Below are 16,070 nucleotides of genomic sequence, written 5' to 3'. Positions count from 1 at the left end.
GGGGCGGTCGTCAGTTCTCGGTGGTCAGTCGTCTTCGTCGGCTTCCCAGCGGCGGGAGACGTCGTCCTTCGCGACGGTCTGGAGGCGCTGGACGCCGCTGATCTCGTCGATAACGTCGACGACGACGTCGGGGACGCGGTCGTCCCAGGTGTCGCCGTCGAGCATCCGCTCGCGGATGTCGCTGCCTTCCAGCCGGTCGCGATCGAACATGGGCGAGTCGCGCACCTCGATGCCCCGCTCCTCGAACAACTGGACCACGAGGGGGTTGTTCGAGTAGGCCACGTCGAACGACGGCGCCATGCTCTCGATGTGGCTGACCCAGACGGCGTTGCGGTCGATGTCCTCGATGGGGACGACGTAGGTCGGCACGTCGACGTCCTCGACGGCCTTGGTCACCATCATCACGCGTTCGCCCGCAGTGAAGGGGTTGCGGACGGTGTGCGAGACGTCTGCGCTCCCGATACCGAGGACGAGTTCGTCGACCTCGTCGACGATGTGGTCGACCATCGCCCGGTGGCCGTTGTGAAACGGCTGGAATCGCCCGATGTAGAACCCGCGCGTCATACACTACCGTGGGCGTACCGGCTACATTAACCCCAGTGACTCGCGGTCCGGTCGCACCGCACTCCCGCGTCGACGGCGTCAGCCGATCGGCGGACGCCGGCAACTGCCCACGGCCGAACGCCGGGTTTGCGCGCGAGCGAGTGGACCTCGCCGGCCGCGTCGGCGGTGTGGCGGGCGGTCTCCGGCGCCCGTATACGTTCCCTGTTTTTATCCCAGCGGGGGGTAAGAGCGGTATACCCGCTACCGGCCGATACCCCTCACGTCGGGCGGTTTACGCCTGTTATCGACCCGGTCGAGGGGAGAAAGTATATCAATAAACAGCCCTTGGATTCAGTTGTCAGAATCGTTTATATGAGTGAGAATATCGACAACGACGAACCGTCCGCAGCGGACGCGGACGAGACCGAGGAGGTCGGTGTGACCGACGCCGAGTCTCCGGACTCCGAACGTGGCGAGCCGCCGGAGTCGGAGCCGGAGACGCCGGTCGACGTCGAGGGTGGCGACGAGCCCGCCGGTGATGGGCCGGCGACCGAGGACGGCGGGAACGCGGTCCCGGTCGACGGCGACGACAGTCTCGGCAGCGCTGTCGAGATCGACGCCGACGAGGCCGCCGTCGAGAACGCCGACGAGGACCTGCTCGGTGGACTCGATATCGAGACTACCGGGGACATCGAGGTCCCCGATCGCCTTGTCGACCAGGTCATCGGGCAGGACCACGCCCGAGACGTGGTCAAGAAGGCCGCCAAGCAGCGCCGCCACGTGATGATGATCGGCTCGCCGGGGACGGGCAAATCGATGCTCGCCAAGGCGATGAGCCAGTTGCTCCCCAAGGAGGAACTCCAGGACGTTCTCGTCTACCACAACCCCGACGACGGCAACGAGCCGAAGATCCGGACCGTGCCGGCGGGGAAGGGCGAACAGATCGTCGACGCCCACAAGGAGGAGGCGCGCAAGCGCAACCAGATGCGGTCGTTCCTGATGTGGATCATCATCGCGATCATCATCGGGTACGCCCTGCTCATCCAGGGGTCGGTCCTGCTGGGCATCCTCGCGGCCGGGGTCGTCTATCTGGCCTTCCGCTACGGCTCGCGGGGCAACGACGCGATGATCCCGAACCTGCTGGTCAACAACGCGAACCAGCAGGTCGCGCCGTTCGAGGACGCCACCGGCGCCCACGCCGGTGCGCTGCTGGGCGACGTCCGCCACGACCCGTTCCAGTCCGGCGGCATGGAGACGCCGAGCCACGACCGCGTCGAGGCCGGCGCCATCCACAAGGCCAACAAGGGCGTGCTGTTCGTCGACGAGATCAACACGCTCGACATCCGCAGCCAGCAGAAGCTGATGACGGCCATCCAGGAGGGCGAGTTCTCCATCACGGGCCAGTCCGAGCGCTCCTCGGGCGCGATGGTCCAGACCGAGCCCGTCCCGACGGACTTCATCATGGTCGCGGCCGGGAACCTCGACGCCATGGAGAACATGCACCCCGCCCTGCGCTCGCGTATCAAGGGCTACGGGTACGAGGTGTACATGGACGACACCATCGAGGACGACGCCGAGATGCGCCGCAAGTACGCCCGCTTCGTCGCCCAGGAAGTCGAGAAGGACGGCCGTCTGCCCCACTTCACCGAGACCGCCGTCGAGGAAGTCATCCTCGAAGCGCGGCGGCGTTCGGGCCGGAAGGGCCACCTCTCGCTGAAGCTCCGTGACCTCGGTGGGCTGGTCCGCGTCGCGGGCGACATCGCCCGCGCCGAGGACAAGGAGTTCACCGAGCGCGGCGACGTGCTCCAGGCCAAGCGACGCTCCCGCTCGATCGAGCAGCAGCTCGCGGACAACTACATCGAGCGCCGCAAGGACTACGAGCTCACCGTCAACGAGGGCGACGTGATCGGTCGCGTCAACGGCCTCGCGGTCATGGGCGAGGACTCCGGTATCGTCCTGCCCGTCATGGCCGAGGTCACGCCCTCGCAGGGGCCCGGCCAGGTCATCGCGACCGGCCAGCTCCAGGAGATGGCCGAGGAAGCAGTGCAGAACGTCTCGGCGATCATCAAGAAGTTCAGCGACGAGGACATCTCCGAGAAGGACGTCCACATCCAGTTCGTCCAGGCCGGCGAGGGCGGCGTCGACGGCGACTCCGCCTCTATCACCGTGGCGACCGCGGTCATCTCCGCGCTGGAAGACGTCCCGGTCGAGCAGAACCTCGCGATGACCGGCTCGCTGTCGGTCCGGGGCGACGTGCTCCCGGTCGGCGGCGTCACCCACAAGATCGAGGCCGCGGCGAAGTCGGGCCTCGACACGGTCATCATCCCGAAGGCCAACGAGCAGGACGTGATGATCGAGGACGAGTACAAAGACCAGATCGAGATCATCCCGGTCTCGCACATCTCGGAAGTGCTGGAGGTCGCCCTCGCGGGCGAACCCGAGAAGGACGGCCTCGTCGACCGCCTCAAGTCCATCACGGGCAAGGCGCTCGAACAGCGCGAGGTCGGCCAGACCGGCGGCAGCCCGAGCCCGCAGTAACGGCTCCGGTCCTCTCGTTCTCTCTCGCCGCTGGAACGCGATTTTCGCCTCGCTCGCTCCGAAACGACTTTCGACCGGCCAGTCCCAACTCGAACTGTGACAGCCCGGCCCCTCGCTTCGCCTCCGCTCGTCACTCCCCCGGAGACGGACCTGGCCGCGTTCGCCTGGCTCGTCGCCTTCGTCCTCGCCGGATTCCTCATCCTCGCGCGACTCTCGCAGGGCGTCGTCGACGAGAGCGACGACGGGGACGGCGAGGAGAGCGGTGCTGGAGGCGACGCGGGCGACGGCGTCCGCCCGAACGCGTCGAGACGGCCGGCGTTCGATTTCGATACCACACGCGATTCTGCGGACGAGAGCGCCCGCGACGCCGACGAGTCGGACGCGGACGAACCGGCCACCCGGGAGTCGTCCTCGGTCGCACATCCGCTGGCGCCCGACGGGGCGGTCGGGCGGGAGACATCCGGTGACGACCGTCCGGCACGGAACCCGGAGGACCGGCCGACGTTCGACCGCGACGACCGGCCGGTCGACCCGGCGCCGCTCCAGCGCGCCGCGGAGCCGCCCGCCATGTCCCCCGGCCTGTTGCTCCTGAACGTCGCGCTCACGCAGGGGCTGTTCGGGGCGATCCTCGCCGGCGGGGCGTGGTACTTCGGCGTGCCGCTCCCGACGCTGGGGATCAGCGGCGACCCGCTCTCGACCGGGCTCCCGGCGCTCGCGGTCGGGATCGGCTTCGGCGTCGCTCTCTGGGTCGGGAACGAACTCGCTTCCGGACTGGCGGCCTCGTCGGGGGCCGACTACGACGAGGGACTGCGCGAGTTGCTCGCGCCGGACGGGCGGAGGGCGTGGGTACTCCTGCTCGGGGCGACGCTGCCGGTCATCGCCGTCGTCGAGGAGTTCATCTTTCGGGCGGCGGTCGTCGGTGCGACGGCGGAGGCGCTGAGCGCGTCGCCGTGGCTGCTCGCGATCGTCTCCTCGATCGCCTTCGCGCTGGGCCACGGCGCACAGGGGCGGGTCGGCGTCGCGGTCACGGGCGCGCTGGGATTCGTCCTCGCGGCCGGGTTCGTCCTGACGAACAGCCTCCTCGTGGTGGTCGTCGCCCACTACCTCGTCAACGCGCTGGAGTTCCTCGTCCACGAGGGGCTCGGGTTGCCGGACCCCGTCTGGTCGTGAGCGGGTGAGCGGCGCGGCAGTCAGAGCCCCTCGACCGAGCGCAGTCGCTGTTCGACCTCCGCGGGCGCGGCGCTGGGACCGTCGCGGACGCGGTGGTCCGGGATGAGCAGCGGCGCGGGGTTGTCGGCGAGCGCGGTCCGGGCGGTCCGCACGTCCTCGTCGTCGTCCGGGTCCATGTCGGGGGTCATCCGGAGGAGTTGCGCGACGCCGACCTGCTCGCCGTAGGGGATCTCTCGGACGGCCTCCAGGACGCCGCGCTGGTCGGTCGGGACCGTCAGCGCGACGGTCACGTCCGCGAAGTCGTCCTCGACGCCGGAGAGGTAGTCCTCGATCCGGTCCAACAGCTCGTGGTCGGACGCGGCCTCGTCGTCGGGCGACGCCGGGAACGTCACCGAGAGCACGCGCCCCTGCGCGGCGCCGAACTGGACGTAGCGGTCGAGAAACTCCGACTCGCTCGCGAAGATGCCTGCCTCGTCGTTCATACTCCCTGTCCGGGCGGTCGACTCTTGAAGATTGTCTCCACTCGGCCGACCGCGATCGGATGAACGTGCGTGTCGGCTGTTCCTCGACTAGAAGTCCCCGCTGATGATGTCTGCTACCCGCTGGCGGTCGAACAGTTGCTCGTCCTCGGGAATCTCCGGATACGGCTCATCGGCGGAGTACCCGGGCCATTCTCCGAACCGCTCCGGATAGAACTGCTTGGCGGCCATCTCCAGCTGGAAGAGGTTCATCAGCGGGCCCTGCCGTGGGTTACCAGACGCATAGAGACGGTCGTTCTGAACGGCGGTCAATTCGGATCCCACACTGTGATCACGGATGGACTGTTTCGCGTCAGGGACGTCGTAGTACGCCGAGATCCCGTGGTTCATGATGATGACGTCCGGGTCTGCCTCGATCATCGCCTCGTAATCGATGAGTTTGCCACCGTACTCGCCCGTCTCGATGTCCGCGAAGACGTCGACGGCGTCCAGTGGGCGAGTGTGTGCGAAGAAATACCCCGGCTGGTTGAGTCTGTGGACGTAGAACGCGTCTTCCGACAGCCGGGGATACACCATGCCGACTGTGGGCCGGTCGTTCGGTGCCGGGAGATTCGATTGGATGTAGCTCAGAAGCCTCTCTTTGACTCCGTTTAACTGTTCGAATCGCTCTCGTTCCTGCAACACCTCGGCGTACTTCTCGGTTAGCTCCCAGAGCGTGTAGTACTGATAGGAGTCACGCCAGGATTCGGGCGGTTCACGGTGCTTCCGACTGTACATATTCCCGAAAAACGGTCCGACGTTCCCCTTGACCTCCTCGATGTCGGATCTACTCCACCCGTCAAGCGAATTGACGTACGCCGGGTCGAGGAAGTGAACGTCGCTGTCCAGTTCGTACAGTGTCTCTTTGCTGAAATTACCCGCGTCCTGGAACTCAATCCAGTCATTCGAGGTGTCAAGCCTGGAGTAATAGAACTCCAGCGAGGGAATTGACGACGACGGACGTGACGTCGATTTTACTGCAGTGCCGTGACCGAGCGCCGCCGCGATATCGATGTTGGCCGTTGAACTGGCCAACACGTTCTGCGGAACGCTGTCGAACGTGACCGTGCCCATCGGAGCCATCGTCACCGAATACGATCTGTCCCCGACTGTGTTGGTCCCCATCGTCGTCTCCGTGTCGGTCGTCCTCTTCGTGTCGGTCGTCGTCTCCGTTCCGGTCGTCTCCGCCGTCTCACCGTCGGTCGAAACCGGGGTCGATCCGCTCCGGCCACTCGAACAGCCTGCGATCAGGCCGCCGCCTATGACCGCGGTCCCGTATTTCATGTATTCGCGCCGCGTCGGTGCGTCGTGACCGCTGCCATCGTCTCCCATGAGGTTTTAGGCTAGCCTAAAGAATGATAATAGCTTTGATTCTCAGTCCGGGCTAAAATGCACGTCGTGTGCACGGATCTCGTCCCAGATCAGCAGGGAGACAGGTCTGAACGCTCTCAGCTCAGCCCGGGAGGTCGGCGTCTGCGTCGACCGCGTGGTCCGGCTCCGGCGGGAGCTCCCAGTCGGTGGTCAACTCCAGGAGCTGGACGAGCATGTTCGCGGTGGCGCCCCAGACGGTGTAGCCGTCGACGTGGAAGAAGTGCAGGCGGATCTCGCCGTAGTGGGGGTGGTCGCGGCGCTCGCTCTCGTAGTTGTCCAGATCGGTGAGCCCGTCGACCGGGAGGACGGCCACCTCGGCGACTTCCTCGTCGGCGGGTCGGTACTCGCGGTCGGCGACGCGGGCGACGAACGGGCGGACCACGTAGTCCGTGATCGTCCGGATGTCGTCGAGTCGGCCCACGACGTCGACCTCCTCGGGCCCGAGGCCGATCTCCTCGTCGGCCTCGCGGAGCGCGGTCGCGAGCAGGTCGTCGTCGACCGGTTCGCGGCCGCCCCCGGGGAAACTCATCTGTCCGGGGTGGTCGGTGAGGTGGTCCGCGCGCTTCGTGAACAGCACGTGGTCCTCGCCGTCGCGGGCGACGATCGGCGCGATGACCGCGGCCTCGCGCTCCTCGCCGGTGAGCCGGTCGCTTCCCGCGGCCCGCGACCCGTCCCCGGCGAGTTCGACGGGGTCGCGTTCGCGCACCCGCGACAGGTCCATACGCCAACGAATGGGACGGGTGGTCTTAACTGACGGGATACCCTCGTAGGCACCTCAGACGGCGTCGAGGCGCGCGCGGAGGCCGGAGGTGTCGACGGCGGCCCACGTCTCGAGGTCGTAACAGACGTCGACGAGCGCGTCGGCGCGGTCGCTGTTCGCCCCCGCCGCGACGGCCTCGGTCTCTACTTCGAGCCGCTCGCGCACCGCGGCGGCGACCGCCTCGCGCTCGACCGTCCGTTCCTCGACGTCCAGGATGTGCGGGAGGTCCTCGGCGTGTTCGGGGAGCGTCGGGAACGCGACCGGCCCGGCGACCAGTAGCGTCTCGCCTTCGTGGTCGACGGGGACGATGTGATAGCTCTCGACCGTCTCCTCGATCGCGGCCGCGACGGCGTCGCTGTCGGGCTCCTCGCCGCGCTTGAACGCCAGCTCTTCGAGCGCGTGGTGGAGCTCCTCGCGGGTCAACCCCCCGAACAGGTCGACCACGCCGGCGAGTTCGTCGGCCAACAGGCTCATACCGGTGGCCACGACGCCGCCCCTTTTGAGCGTTCGGCTCGGCGGCGGCCCCGCCCGCGGGCCCGAATCGACTGCCGTCACCGGCCCGTGACGCAAACCTTATGTACAACTCTGTCCGTTAGTGGACAGTAATGAGTACTGGTGACGAGATCGCACCGAAGGTGCGGTCGATACTGGACGCGGCCCGCGAGCGCTCGGGCGGCGGCGAGCGCGTGACGGTCGACGCCCGCTCGCTCCCGGCGGCCGTCGAGCGCGCGGAGGCCGACGGTCGCGTCCCGGTGATCGCGGAGGTCAAGCCGACGAGTCCGACGACCGAGGGCGAGCGCGACGACGACCCGGTCGAACTCGCGGAGTCGATGGTCGCCGGCGGGGCGACGGCCCTCTCGGTGCTGACCGAGCCCGAGCACTTCGGCGGGTCGACAGACGCGCTGGAACGAGTCCGCGCGGCCGTGGACGTGCCGGTCCTGCGCAAGGACTTCGTCGTCCGCGAGGCGCAACTCGACGCCGTGGAGGCGGACGTCGTCCTCCTGATCGTCCGGTTCCTCGACGAGGAGGGGACGGACGACCTGGCGACCCTGCTGGAGGCGGCGCGCGACCGCGGGTTCCAAGTACTCGTCGAGACCCACACCGCCGCGGAAGTCGAGCGCGCGCTCGACGCGGGCGCCGAGATCGTCGGCGTGAACAACCGCGACCTCGCCGAGCTGGAGGTCGACCTGGAGACGTTCGAGGACGTGGCCCCCGAAGTACCGGAAAACGTCACCCTCATTGCGGAGAGCGGCATAACGACGAGGAACGACGCGGTGCGCATGCGCGGGGCGGGCGCCGACGCGCTCCTGATCGGTTCGGCGATCATGGACGCCGCTGGCGGCGGTGACGTGGAATCGAACACCCGCCGTTTCGCGACGGCGGGCGCGGACGCGGAGGTGGCCGACCACCCGACGGACGAGCCGACGGGAGACGCAGTCACACGGGAAGACGACGAATGACGGAGACACACCAATGAGTACGGACGACGCGAAGTTCGGCGAGTACGGCGGACAGTTCGTGCCGGAGTCGCTGATGCCGGCCATCGAGGAGCTCAGCGACGCCTACGAGCGCTACGTCCTCGACAACGAGGACGGCTTCATGGACGAGTTCGAGCGGCGGCTGGCCGATTTCGGCGGTCGGCCGCTCCCGCTCCAGCACGCGGAGTCGCTCTCGGCGCGCTACGACACCGAGGTCTACCTCAAACGGGAGGACCTGCTCCACGGCGGCGCGCACAAACTCAACAACGCGCTCGGGCAGGTCCTGCTGGCGAAGTACATGGGCAAAGAGCGGATCGTCGCCGAGACGGGCGCCGGCCAGCACGGCACCGCGACGGCGATGGCCGCGGCCCATCTCGACATGCCCTGCGAGATCTACATGGGCGAGACCGACATCCGCCGCCAGCGCCCGAACGTCTTCCGGATGAAGATCAACGGGGCGGAGGTCAACCCCGTCACCACGGGCCGCGGGACGCTCAAGGAGGCCATCTCCGAGACGATGCGCGACTGGGCGACCACGGTCGAGAACACCCACTACGTCATCGGGTCGGTCGTCGGCCCCGCCCCCTTCCCGCGGATGGTCCGGGACTTCCAGGCCGTCATCAGCGAGGAGGCCCGCGAGCAGGTTCAGGAGAAGGCAGGACGGTTGCCCGACGCGGTGGTGGCCTGCGCGGGCGGCGGGTCGAACACCATGGGCGCGTTCCACCACTTCGTCGACGACGAGGACGTGGCCCTCTACGCCGTCGAGGCGGGCGGGTCTTCGCTGGAGGTCGACGAGGAGGAGGGCGTCGCGCCCAACTCCGCCTCGCTGTCGACCGGCGAGGAGGGCGTCCTCCACGGCGCGCGGACGAAGCTCCTGCAGGACTCCCACGGCCAGATCATGGAGTCCCACTCGGTGTCGGCGGGACTGGACTACGCGGGCGTCGGTCCCGAACTCGCGCACCTCGTCGACGAGGGCCGCGTCGAGGCGGTCAACGTCGACGACGACAGCGCGCTCGAAGCCTTCCACCGGCTCTCGCAGGACGAGGGAATCATCCCGGCGCTGGAGTCCTCCCACGCGCTGGGCTACCTCGAAGAACACCACGACGAACTCGGCGACCTCGTCGTCGTGAACGTCTCCGGCCGCGGCGACAAGGACCTGGAGACGGTGCTGGAGGAGACGGAGAAACGCGACCTCGACCTGGCGCCGGACATGTCGGTCCTGCGCGAGGCCGCGGGGAACGGGGGTGACATCTGATGGCTCTCGAACGGGTCTTCGCCGACGAGCCCGCATTCATCCCGTACGTCGCCGCGGGCGACCCGACCTACGAGGAGTCCCTGGAGTACGTCGAGGCCCTCGAACGGGGCGGCGCCGACGTGATCGAACTCGGGCTGCCGTTCTCGGAACCCATCGCGGAGGGGTCGACGATCCAGGAGGCGGTCGTCCGATCGCTCGAAGCGGGGATGACCCCCGAGCGGTACTTCGAGTTCGTCGAGGACCTGGACGTTGACGTGCCGCTGGTCTGTATGACCTACTACAACCTCGTCGCCCAGTACACCCACCCCGAGACCGGCGAACGCGGGCCGCGGGCGTTCGCCGAGCGGGCCGCGGAGGTCGGCATCGAGGGGTTCGTCGTCGTCGACCTGCCCGCCGAGGAGGCCGGGCCGCTGCGGGAGGCCTGCGACGAGTTCGGTCTCGACCTGGTGTTCATCATCGCGCCGACGACGAGGGGCGAGCGCCTCGACCAGATGCGCGAGCACGTCTCGGGGTACGTCTACGTGCAGGCCCGCCTGGGCGTGACCGGCGCCCGGGAAGACGTCTCCGACCAGACCGAGGAGTCGCTGGCACGCGTCGACGACTGGGACGTGCCCAAGGCCGTCGGGTTCGGCATCAAGACCGGCGAGCACGCCGAGCGCATCGTCTCGGCGGGCGCCGACGGGATCATCGTCGGCTCCGCGCTGGTGGACATCATCGCCGATGGCGCCGACCCCGACGTCGACCAGCCGTTCGCCGAGACGGCCCAGCGCCTGGAGTCGAAGGCACGCGAACTGAAGGAGGGCGCGCTGGCCGGCGCCGAGGCGCGAGCGGCCGAGCAGTCCGACTGAGCGGCCCGAACTCTTTTCCGTCGTTTCAGGACGAGCGCGCCGCCCCGTCGAGCGGCTGTTCCCGATCGCCCCGTTCCCGCCGCTTGCGCTGTCGGAGCGCGCCGTACAGCGGGATCCCGGCGACGGCGCTCAGCCCGGTCGCGATCGCGAAGAAGACCTCCCCCGCGCCGCGGAGCGCCGCGAACGCGTCACCGTCGACACTGTGCCCCGTCGTCTCCCCGGGACCGAGCCCGGCGAGAAATCCGGCGCCGAGCGGGTGCGCGTCGGAACCGTACTGGTCGGCGACGGGAGCCGAGCCGTTCACGTGGCGGTCGGGCCAGTCGTCGGGTTCGCCTGTCACCTCGGCGACGGTCTGGGCGAAGACGGCGTAGGTGACGACGCCGTCGTGCCGGTTGAGTCGGCGGAAGACGTCCTCCAGCGAGCGGTGGCCGTAGGTCCGCTCCCGGATCCGCCGGTCGAGGACGGCGAGCGCACGCCCGCCCTTCCGCTGCGGGACCGCGTCGCTGCCCCAGCTATCGGGATCAGTGAGCGTCGCCGTCGACGGCGCGCCGTCGAGGTGTCGCTCCATCGCCGCCCGGTCGATCAGCCCCTGCTCGCGGGCGAGCGCGGCGGCGTAGTACTCGGCGCTGGCCTCGCGGAACCACGTCATGTCCGCGGCGAGGCGGAACGACTGGCGGGTGTGGACGTACTCGTGGAGCCAGACGGCTTCGGCGTCGTCGAGCCGGGAACCCGCGTTGACCCAGAGTTCGTCGCGGGCGGGGACGGACTCGCCGCCCCAGCGGACCGAGGACGGCGCCGCGAACGCGAGCACGTCGTCGCCGCGGTCGCCGACGTCGAGGTCACGGGACGCCCGCGCGAGCGAGTCGGCGACCCGGTCGGTCTGCGTCCCGTCCATCGCCCCGGACGGAACCACGAGGTCGATCCGCCCGTTCGGCGTCGTGCGGCGGGCCACCTCGTAGTCCCCGACGACGGCGTACCTGTCGCCGAGCAGGGCGGGCGCTCCCGCGTCGGGCGCGCGTCGCTCGGCCAGCGGCCACGAGCGCTCGACCGACCCGTCGTGCGTCCACTGGACCTCGACGAACGGGACCCTGCCGAACGTCCAGTCGTCCGCGACGGCCATTTCGTTCGCGGACGCCGCGCTCGCGCTGACCGCGACGGTCAACGCGGCCTCGCTTCCCGGCGGTTCCGTCGAGAGCAGTCGCACCGCGCCACTACCGGGCACCCGCTCGAATCCCGGCGAGGACACGGGGGTCCCCGGACCGCGGAGGACGACCCAGAGCCGACCCGACCCGGACCGACCACGCACGCGTATCTCGTACTCCACCGTGCCGTCGTCAGTCCGCCGCACCGTGACGTTCGTCGTCGGTCCGGCCGCCTCGGCGGTCCCTCCGCCGGATTCGTCGACGTGCGGAGCCGCGTCGGCTCGGAAACCTATCGACCCGTCGTCGGCCGCCGGGGGAGCCCCGGCCCCCGCGGTCGCGAGCGACCCGACCGCGGCCGCGACGCAGAGGAGTGATATCGAAACCGAGACGGCCGCCCTCATTATCTGCACTGATGGAGTTATCCGCTATATCTGTGCCTCTCGGAATATCAGGAACGAAAACAGGTTCGAGGGGGTCAGGCGCCGCGTCGCGGTCACCGCGGTCGGTCCGGCGGCCGGCGCAATCCGGGCCGCAACCGGAAGGCAAATAACCGTACTTGCCACACCCTCACACAACATGACTGCAGGGAAAGACGCGCGTCTCGCCCGCATCGGGACAGGGGGGCGCTACCTCGTCGTCCCGATGGACCACGGGATCACGCTCGGAGCGGTGAAAGGCCTCGTCGACCTCGAATCGACGGTCGACGCCATCACGCGCGGCGGCGCCGATGCCGTCCTCACGCAGCGCGGCGTCGCCGGTCGTGTCCACCCGAACAAGAACGACGCGGGCTACATCGTCCACCTCAACGGGTCGACCGCGATCGGCCCCGACGAGAGCGACAAGCGCACGACCGGGACGGTCGAGGACGCCATCCGCGCCGGCGCCGACGCCGTCTCCTTCCACATCAACGTCGGCAGCGAACACGAGCCCGACCAGATCACCGAACTCGGCGAGGTCACGAGCGAGGCCGAGCGCTACGGCCTGCCCACGCTCGCGATGGCCTACGCCCGCGGCCACGACGTGCGCGACGACGACCCCGAACTGTTCGCCGAGGACCTGAGCCACGCCGTCCGCCTCGCCGAGGAGCTCGGCGCCGACGTCGTCAAGACCGCCTACAGCGGCACCGCCGACACGTTCGAGCGCGTCGTCGAGGCCACGTCGCTTCCCGTCGTCATCGCCGGCGGCTCGAAGGGTACCGACCGCGAGACGCTCTCGATGGTCCGCGGCGCCGTCGACGCCGGCGCCGCCGGCGTCTCGATGGGCCGCTCCATCTTCCAGCACGACGACCCCGAGGCCATCACCCGGGCCGTCGCCGCCGTCCTCCACGACGACGCCTCCGCCGACGAGGCCGCCGAACTCGCCGGGCTCCCCGCCGAGGTCTGAGGCGAACTACCCGCCCTTTCTGCCGACCGCCGATCCGCTCGACCGCGAGCGGCCCCTGACTCAGAAGACCCGAGACAGTTCGGCCATCGAATCTAGCCGGTGAGTCGGCGCCGGATCGGGGTCCGCGACGACCTCCTGGTGGTCCCGGTCCGGGGGAACCCACGCCGACCGGAGGCCGGCCTCGTGCGCCCCGACCACGTCTGCGGCGTGCTGGTCGCCGACGTAGAGCGTCCGCTCGGGCGCCGCGTCGAGCTCGGCGAGCGCTCGCTCGAACGGCGCCGGATGGGGCTTCGGTTCGATCCCGTCGGCCGGGTCGCAGAACACGGTCGCGTCGAACGCGTCGGCGACGCCCAGCTGTTCGAGCTTGGCCGTCTGGGTGTCCTCGCCGCCGTTCGTGATCAGGCCCACGTCGTAGCGCTCGCGGGCGTGCGCCAGCGCCTCGCGGGCGCCCTCGCGGAAGGTGACGGCGGCTGGGTCGACGACGTCGAGGGTCGCCGCGGCGAGATCCGGCGCGTGCGCGGGGTCGCCGCCGACGGACTCGCAGACCTCCCGGTAGAGGTGTTCGTAGAACTCGCGGTCGGTCTCGGCCGTGGGTAACTCGGCGGAATCGACCGCGCGGACGTCGGCGGGCGAGAAGAACGGGTCGACGCCGCACCGCTCGAAGACCGCCTCGTGGATCTCGGCGTCGGACTGCTCGGAGACGCAGAGCGTGCTGTCGAGGTCGAAGCAGACCGCGTCGAACTCGCCCATGCCGACGGGGATCCGCCGGCGCTCGCTTAAACGTTCTCACGCCGCGGAGGCGAGCGTCGCGTCCGAGCGGCGCTCGCCCGCCTCACTCGTGGAACGACTCCAGGATCTCGAAGTCGCGCGCAGTCTTGGTGAACTCGGAGACCGGTCGCGCCCCGTCGCACTGTTCGCAGGTGAACGACCCCTGCGGTTCGGGCAGGTCGACGGGGTTGGCTTCCCACTGTTCGCCGCAGTCGGGACACCGGAGCTGGATCCAGGCCTCCTGCATACTCGGCCGTGCGGCCGCGTCCAGAAAGAGCTTTGTGGCGATTCCCGCGAGCCGGGGTCGGAACCGGTGGGCCGCCCGTGACCGGCGAACTCCCGCACGTCGACGGTGGCCGACAGGTCTGTTGCAATCGGCCGGTCCGCGGGGAACCGTCTCGCAGACTCCGTCCGACACGCCTAATCGGTTGGAATCAAAACAAGAATTCGTGACACGAGATCGAGCGGCAGTGTTCGGGAACGGCGGTGAGTCCCGACTCCGGGACGCGGGGCGCCTGACCGCGCTTCTCGGCCCGGGACTCGGCCTGGCGATCCTACTGCGGTTCCATCCCGCTGTCGGCGACGCCGCCTACGACACCCTCGCGCCGGTCGCGGAATCGTGGCTGACGCTCCACCTCCTGCTGTTGCTGTCGTTCGGCCTGCTGGGGCTCAGCCTGTCGCTCCTCCTGCAGGGCTGTTCCGGCCCCGTCGCGACGGTCGGCCGCGTCGGGGTCGGCGTCTATCTCGTCTTCTACATCGCGTTCGAGTCGATCGCAGGCGTCGCGACGGGCGTGCTAGTTCGCACGGGCGAGGGCCTCCCGGCCGAACAGGAGGCCGGAATCAGAGAGGCCGTCGCGGTCATCTACGCGGAACCGGTCGGCGGCTTCGCCGGTCTCTTCGCGGTCGTCGGTTTCGTCGGGTACGTGGTCGCGGTGGTCGCGATCGCCGTCGCGAAACGCCGAGACGGCGCGCCGGCCGCCCCCCTCGTTTTGCTCGTCGGGTCGAGCGTCGGCATCATCGCTCACGGGAGTTCCCCGGTGGATTCGCTCGGGATACTGCTCTTTCCGATCGCTGCCGGCTGGCTCGAAGCGGCGACCGCCTCGAACCGCGAGTCGGTGGCTTGATCCGCCCGTCTCGGGACTCGCCAACCCCCCGGTCACCGCCGCTTCACGACTGATCGGCGTCGGCTTCGCTCGCCGTCGTTCCGTTCGGTCCCGGTCCTCGAAGACGACCGGCCGCGCTCGTCGTCGCGAGCGGCGCGATAGAGGGCGTAGCCGGCCGCCGCCACGACGCTGGCGGCGCCGATGGTCTTCCCGTTGACGCCGCTCGTCGCGAGGCGGGTGTAGAGGCTTCGCTCGGCGACGTGGCCCTCGTGGTCGCCGCGCTCTTTCAGTTCGCCGCTCGGCTGGTCGAAGGCGTTCTCGGCGGGCGGACGCGGCGGGCGGTCGCGCTTCTGGAGGCCGACGAACAGTTTCTCCATGATCGTGTCCAGCAGGCCCGGCGCGTAGTACTCAAGCTGCGCCATGTGCTTCGCGGCGCCGCCGACGTAGACGTCGCGCTGGGGGGTCTCAGCGGCGTTGCAGATGGCCCGGGCGACGGTCTCGGGCGCGTAGACCGGCGGCGGGAGCGTCACCTGGCTGTCCGTGTAGTTCTTCGCGTGCTCGGGGTAGGGCGTGTCGATGGCCGCGGGCTTGACGAGCGTCACCGACACCGGCGCGCCCTCTTCTTCGAGTTCCATCCGGAGCGTGTCGGTGAACCCCTTGACGGCGTGTTTCGAGGCGGTGTAGGCGCCCTGCAGGATCATCGCCCGCTCGGAGACGACGCTGCCGACGTTGATGATCGCGCCGCCGCCCCGGTCTTTGAGGTGTTCCGCGGCGACGAGCGAGCCGTAGAGCAGCCCCCAGACGTTGACCTCGAAGAGCTCGCGCATGTCCGAGACCGGCGTCTCGTCGAGCCGCCCGTAGATGAACTTCCCGGCGTTGTTGACCCAGGTGTCGAACCCGCCGTAGGTGTCCTCGGCGACGGCGGCGATCTGCTCGACGTCGTTCCGGTCGCTCACGTCGGCGACGACGTAGACGGCGTCGCCGCCCTCCTCGGCTATCTCGTGGGTCAACTCGTCGAGCGCGTCCTCGCTCCGGGCCGCGAGGACGAGCGAGGCGCCGCGGTCCGCGGCCATCCGCGCGGTCGCCAGCCCGTTGCCCGACGTGGCTCCGGTGACGACCATCACCTGTTCGTCGAGCGGTTTCAGATCGGGCGTCACGGCGACCGCCCCGCGGTCGCGGTCGGTCGCGAGACG

General features: G+C 69.2%; 16 protein-coding genes. 7 read left to right on the top strand and 9 right to left on the bottom strand.

Annotated elements, in window-relative coordinates; all coding sequences use genetic code 11:
* Positions 1–24: 24 nt before the first annotated feature.
* Entirely contained in the window at positions 25–564 is a 540-nt protein-coding gene (locus tag PSC72_RS01845) for a nicotinamide-nucleotide adenylyltransferase (protein WP_274324195.1), read from the bottom strand.
* 351 nt (positions 565–915) lie between these two features.
* Here PSC72_RS01845 and lonB point away from each other — a divergent pair, with 351 nt between their 5' ends.
* On the top strand, positions 916–3,081 hold the full coding sequence (gene lonB / locus PSC72_RS01840; RefSeq protein ID WP_274324194.1) for an ATP-dependent protease LonB: 2,166 nt from the start codon (positions 916–918) through the stop codon (positions 3,079–3,081).
* Positions 3,082–3,177: 96 nt separating this feature from the next.
* On the top strand, positions 3,178–4,251 hold the full coding sequence (locus PSC72_RS01835) for a CPBP family intramembrane glutamic endopeptidase (RefSeq protein ID WP_274324193.1): 1,074 nt from the start codon (positions 3,178–3,180) through the stop codon (positions 4,249–4,251).
* A 20-nt stretch (positions 4,252–4,271) separates the two neighbouring features.
* Here PSC72_RS01835 and PSC72_RS01830 read toward each other — a convergent pair whose 3' ends face one another.
* The 4 genes from PSC72_RS01830 to PSC72_RS01815 form a co-directional block, all read right to left on the bottom strand.
* Complete coding sequence (locus PSC72_RS01830) at positions 4,272–4,733, bottom strand: MGMT family protein (RefSeq protein ID WP_274324192.1); 462 nt, start codon at positions 4,731–4,733, stop codon at positions 4,272–4,274.
* Between the two features lie 87 nt (positions 4,734–4,820).
* Positions 4,821–6,101: an ABC transporter substrate-binding protein gene (locus tag PSC72_RS01825; RefSeq protein ID WP_274324191.1), complete on the bottom strand. Its 1,281-nt coding sequence runs from the start codon at positions 6,099–6,101 to the stop codon at positions 4,821–4,823.
* A gap of 121 nt (positions 6,102–6,222) precedes the next feature.
* The gene (locus PSC72_RS01820; RefSeq protein ID WP_274324190.1) at positions 6,223–6,861 is read right to left on the bottom strand and encodes an NUDIX hydrolase; all 639 of its coding nucleotides are present in this window, start codon (positions 6,859–6,861) and stop codon (positions 6,223–6,225) included.
* A gap of 54 nt (positions 6,862–6,915) precedes the next feature.
* A complete protein-coding gene (locus PSC72_RS01815) occupies positions 6,916–7,374 on the bottom strand; it encodes a DUF7109 family protein (RefSeq protein ID WP_274324189.1) in 459 nt (152 codons plus the stop codon).
* Positions 7,375–7,505: 131 nt separating this feature from the next.
* On the opposite strand from PSC72_RS01815, the gene trpC reads away from it, so the two are divergent.
* The 3 genes from trpC to trpA are packed head-to-tail and all read left to right on the top strand — an operon-like array spanning position 7,506 to position 10,481.
* Positions 7,506–8,360 carry an indole-3-glycerol phosphate synthase gene (gene trpC / locus PSC72_RS01810; RefSeq protein WP_274324188.1) on the top strand — a complete coding sequence of 285 codons (855 nt, stop codon included), beginning with the start codon at positions 7,506–7,508 and terminating at the stop codon, positions 8,358–8,360.
* Between the two features lie 13 nt (positions 8,361–8,373).
* Entirely contained in the window at positions 8,374–9,633 is a 1,260-nt protein-coding gene (gene trpB, locus PSC72_RS01805) for a tryptophan synthase subunit beta (RefSeq protein ID WP_274324187.1), read from the top strand.
* Positions 9,633–10,481 (top strand): tryptophan synthase subunit alpha, encoded by an 849-nt coding sequence (gene trpA / locus PSC72_RS01800; RefSeq protein ID WP_274324186.1) that lies wholly within the window; start codon positions 9,633–9,635, stop codon positions 10,479–10,481. The genes trpB and trpA overlap by 1 nt, the downstream gene beginning before the upstream one ends.
* Positions 10,482–10,506: 25 nt before the next feature.
* Here trpA and PSC72_RS01795 read toward each other — a convergent pair whose 3' ends face one another.
* Positions 10,507–12,024: a hypothetical protein gene (locus tag PSC72_RS01795; RefSeq protein WP_274324185.1), complete on the bottom strand. Its 1,518-nt coding sequence runs from the start codon at positions 12,022–12,024 to the stop codon at positions 10,507–10,509.
* Positions 12,025–12,199: 175 nt separating this feature from the next.
* On the opposite strand from PSC72_RS01795, the gene PSC72_RS01790 reads away from it, so the two are divergent.
* Positions 12,200–13,006, top strand: coding sequence for a 2-amino-3,7-dideoxy-D-threo-hept-6-ulosonate synthase (locus tag PSC72_RS01790; RefSeq protein WP_274324184.1), 807 nt, complete (start codon positions 12,200–12,202; stop codon positions 13,004–13,006).
* A gap of 60 nt (positions 13,007–13,066) precedes the next feature.
* Here PSC72_RS01790 and PSC72_RS01785 read toward each other — a convergent pair whose 3' ends face one another.
* Both PSC72_RS01785 and PSC72_RS01780 read right to left on the bottom strand, forming a co-directional pair.
* On the bottom strand, positions 13,067–13,756 hold the full coding sequence (locus PSC72_RS01785) for an HAD family hydrolase (RefSeq protein WP_274324183.1): 690 nt from the start codon (positions 13,754–13,756) through the stop codon (positions 13,067–13,069).
* Between the two features lie 82 nt (positions 13,757–13,838).
* Positions 13,839–14,021: a DUF7836 family putative zinc-binding protein gene (locus PSC72_RS01780; protein WP_274324182.1), complete on the bottom strand. Its 183-nt coding sequence runs from the start codon at positions 14,019–14,021 to the stop codon at positions 13,839–13,841.
* 202 nt (positions 14,022–14,223) lie between these two features.
* Here PSC72_RS01780 and PSC72_RS01775 point away from each other — a divergent pair, with 202 nt between their 5' ends.
* Positions 14,224–14,898: a hypothetical protein gene (locus PSC72_RS01775; protein ID WP_274324181.1), complete on the top strand. Its 675-nt coding sequence runs from the start codon at positions 14,224–14,226 to the stop codon at positions 14,896–14,898.
* Between the two features lie 32 nt (positions 14,899–14,930).
* Here the strand turns inward: PSC72_RS01775 and PSC72_RS01770 are convergent, their stop codons facing one another.
* Positions 14,931–16,034 (bottom strand): SDR family oxidoreductase, encoded by a 1,104-nt coding sequence (locus tag PSC72_RS01770; RefSeq protein WP_274324180.1) that lies wholly within the window; start codon positions 16,032–16,034, stop codon positions 14,931–14,933.
* Positions 16,035–16,070 lie beyond the last annotated feature (36 nt).

This window comes from Halosimplex aquaticum, assembly GCF_028747785.1.
Classification (GTDB): domain Archaea; phylum Halobacteriota; class Halobacteria; order Halobacteriales; family Haloarculaceae; genus Halosimplex; species Halosimplex aquaticum.
The sequence above is the reverse complement of the archived record's forward strand: the minus strand, read 5'-3'. Positions and strand labels throughout refer to the sequence as shown.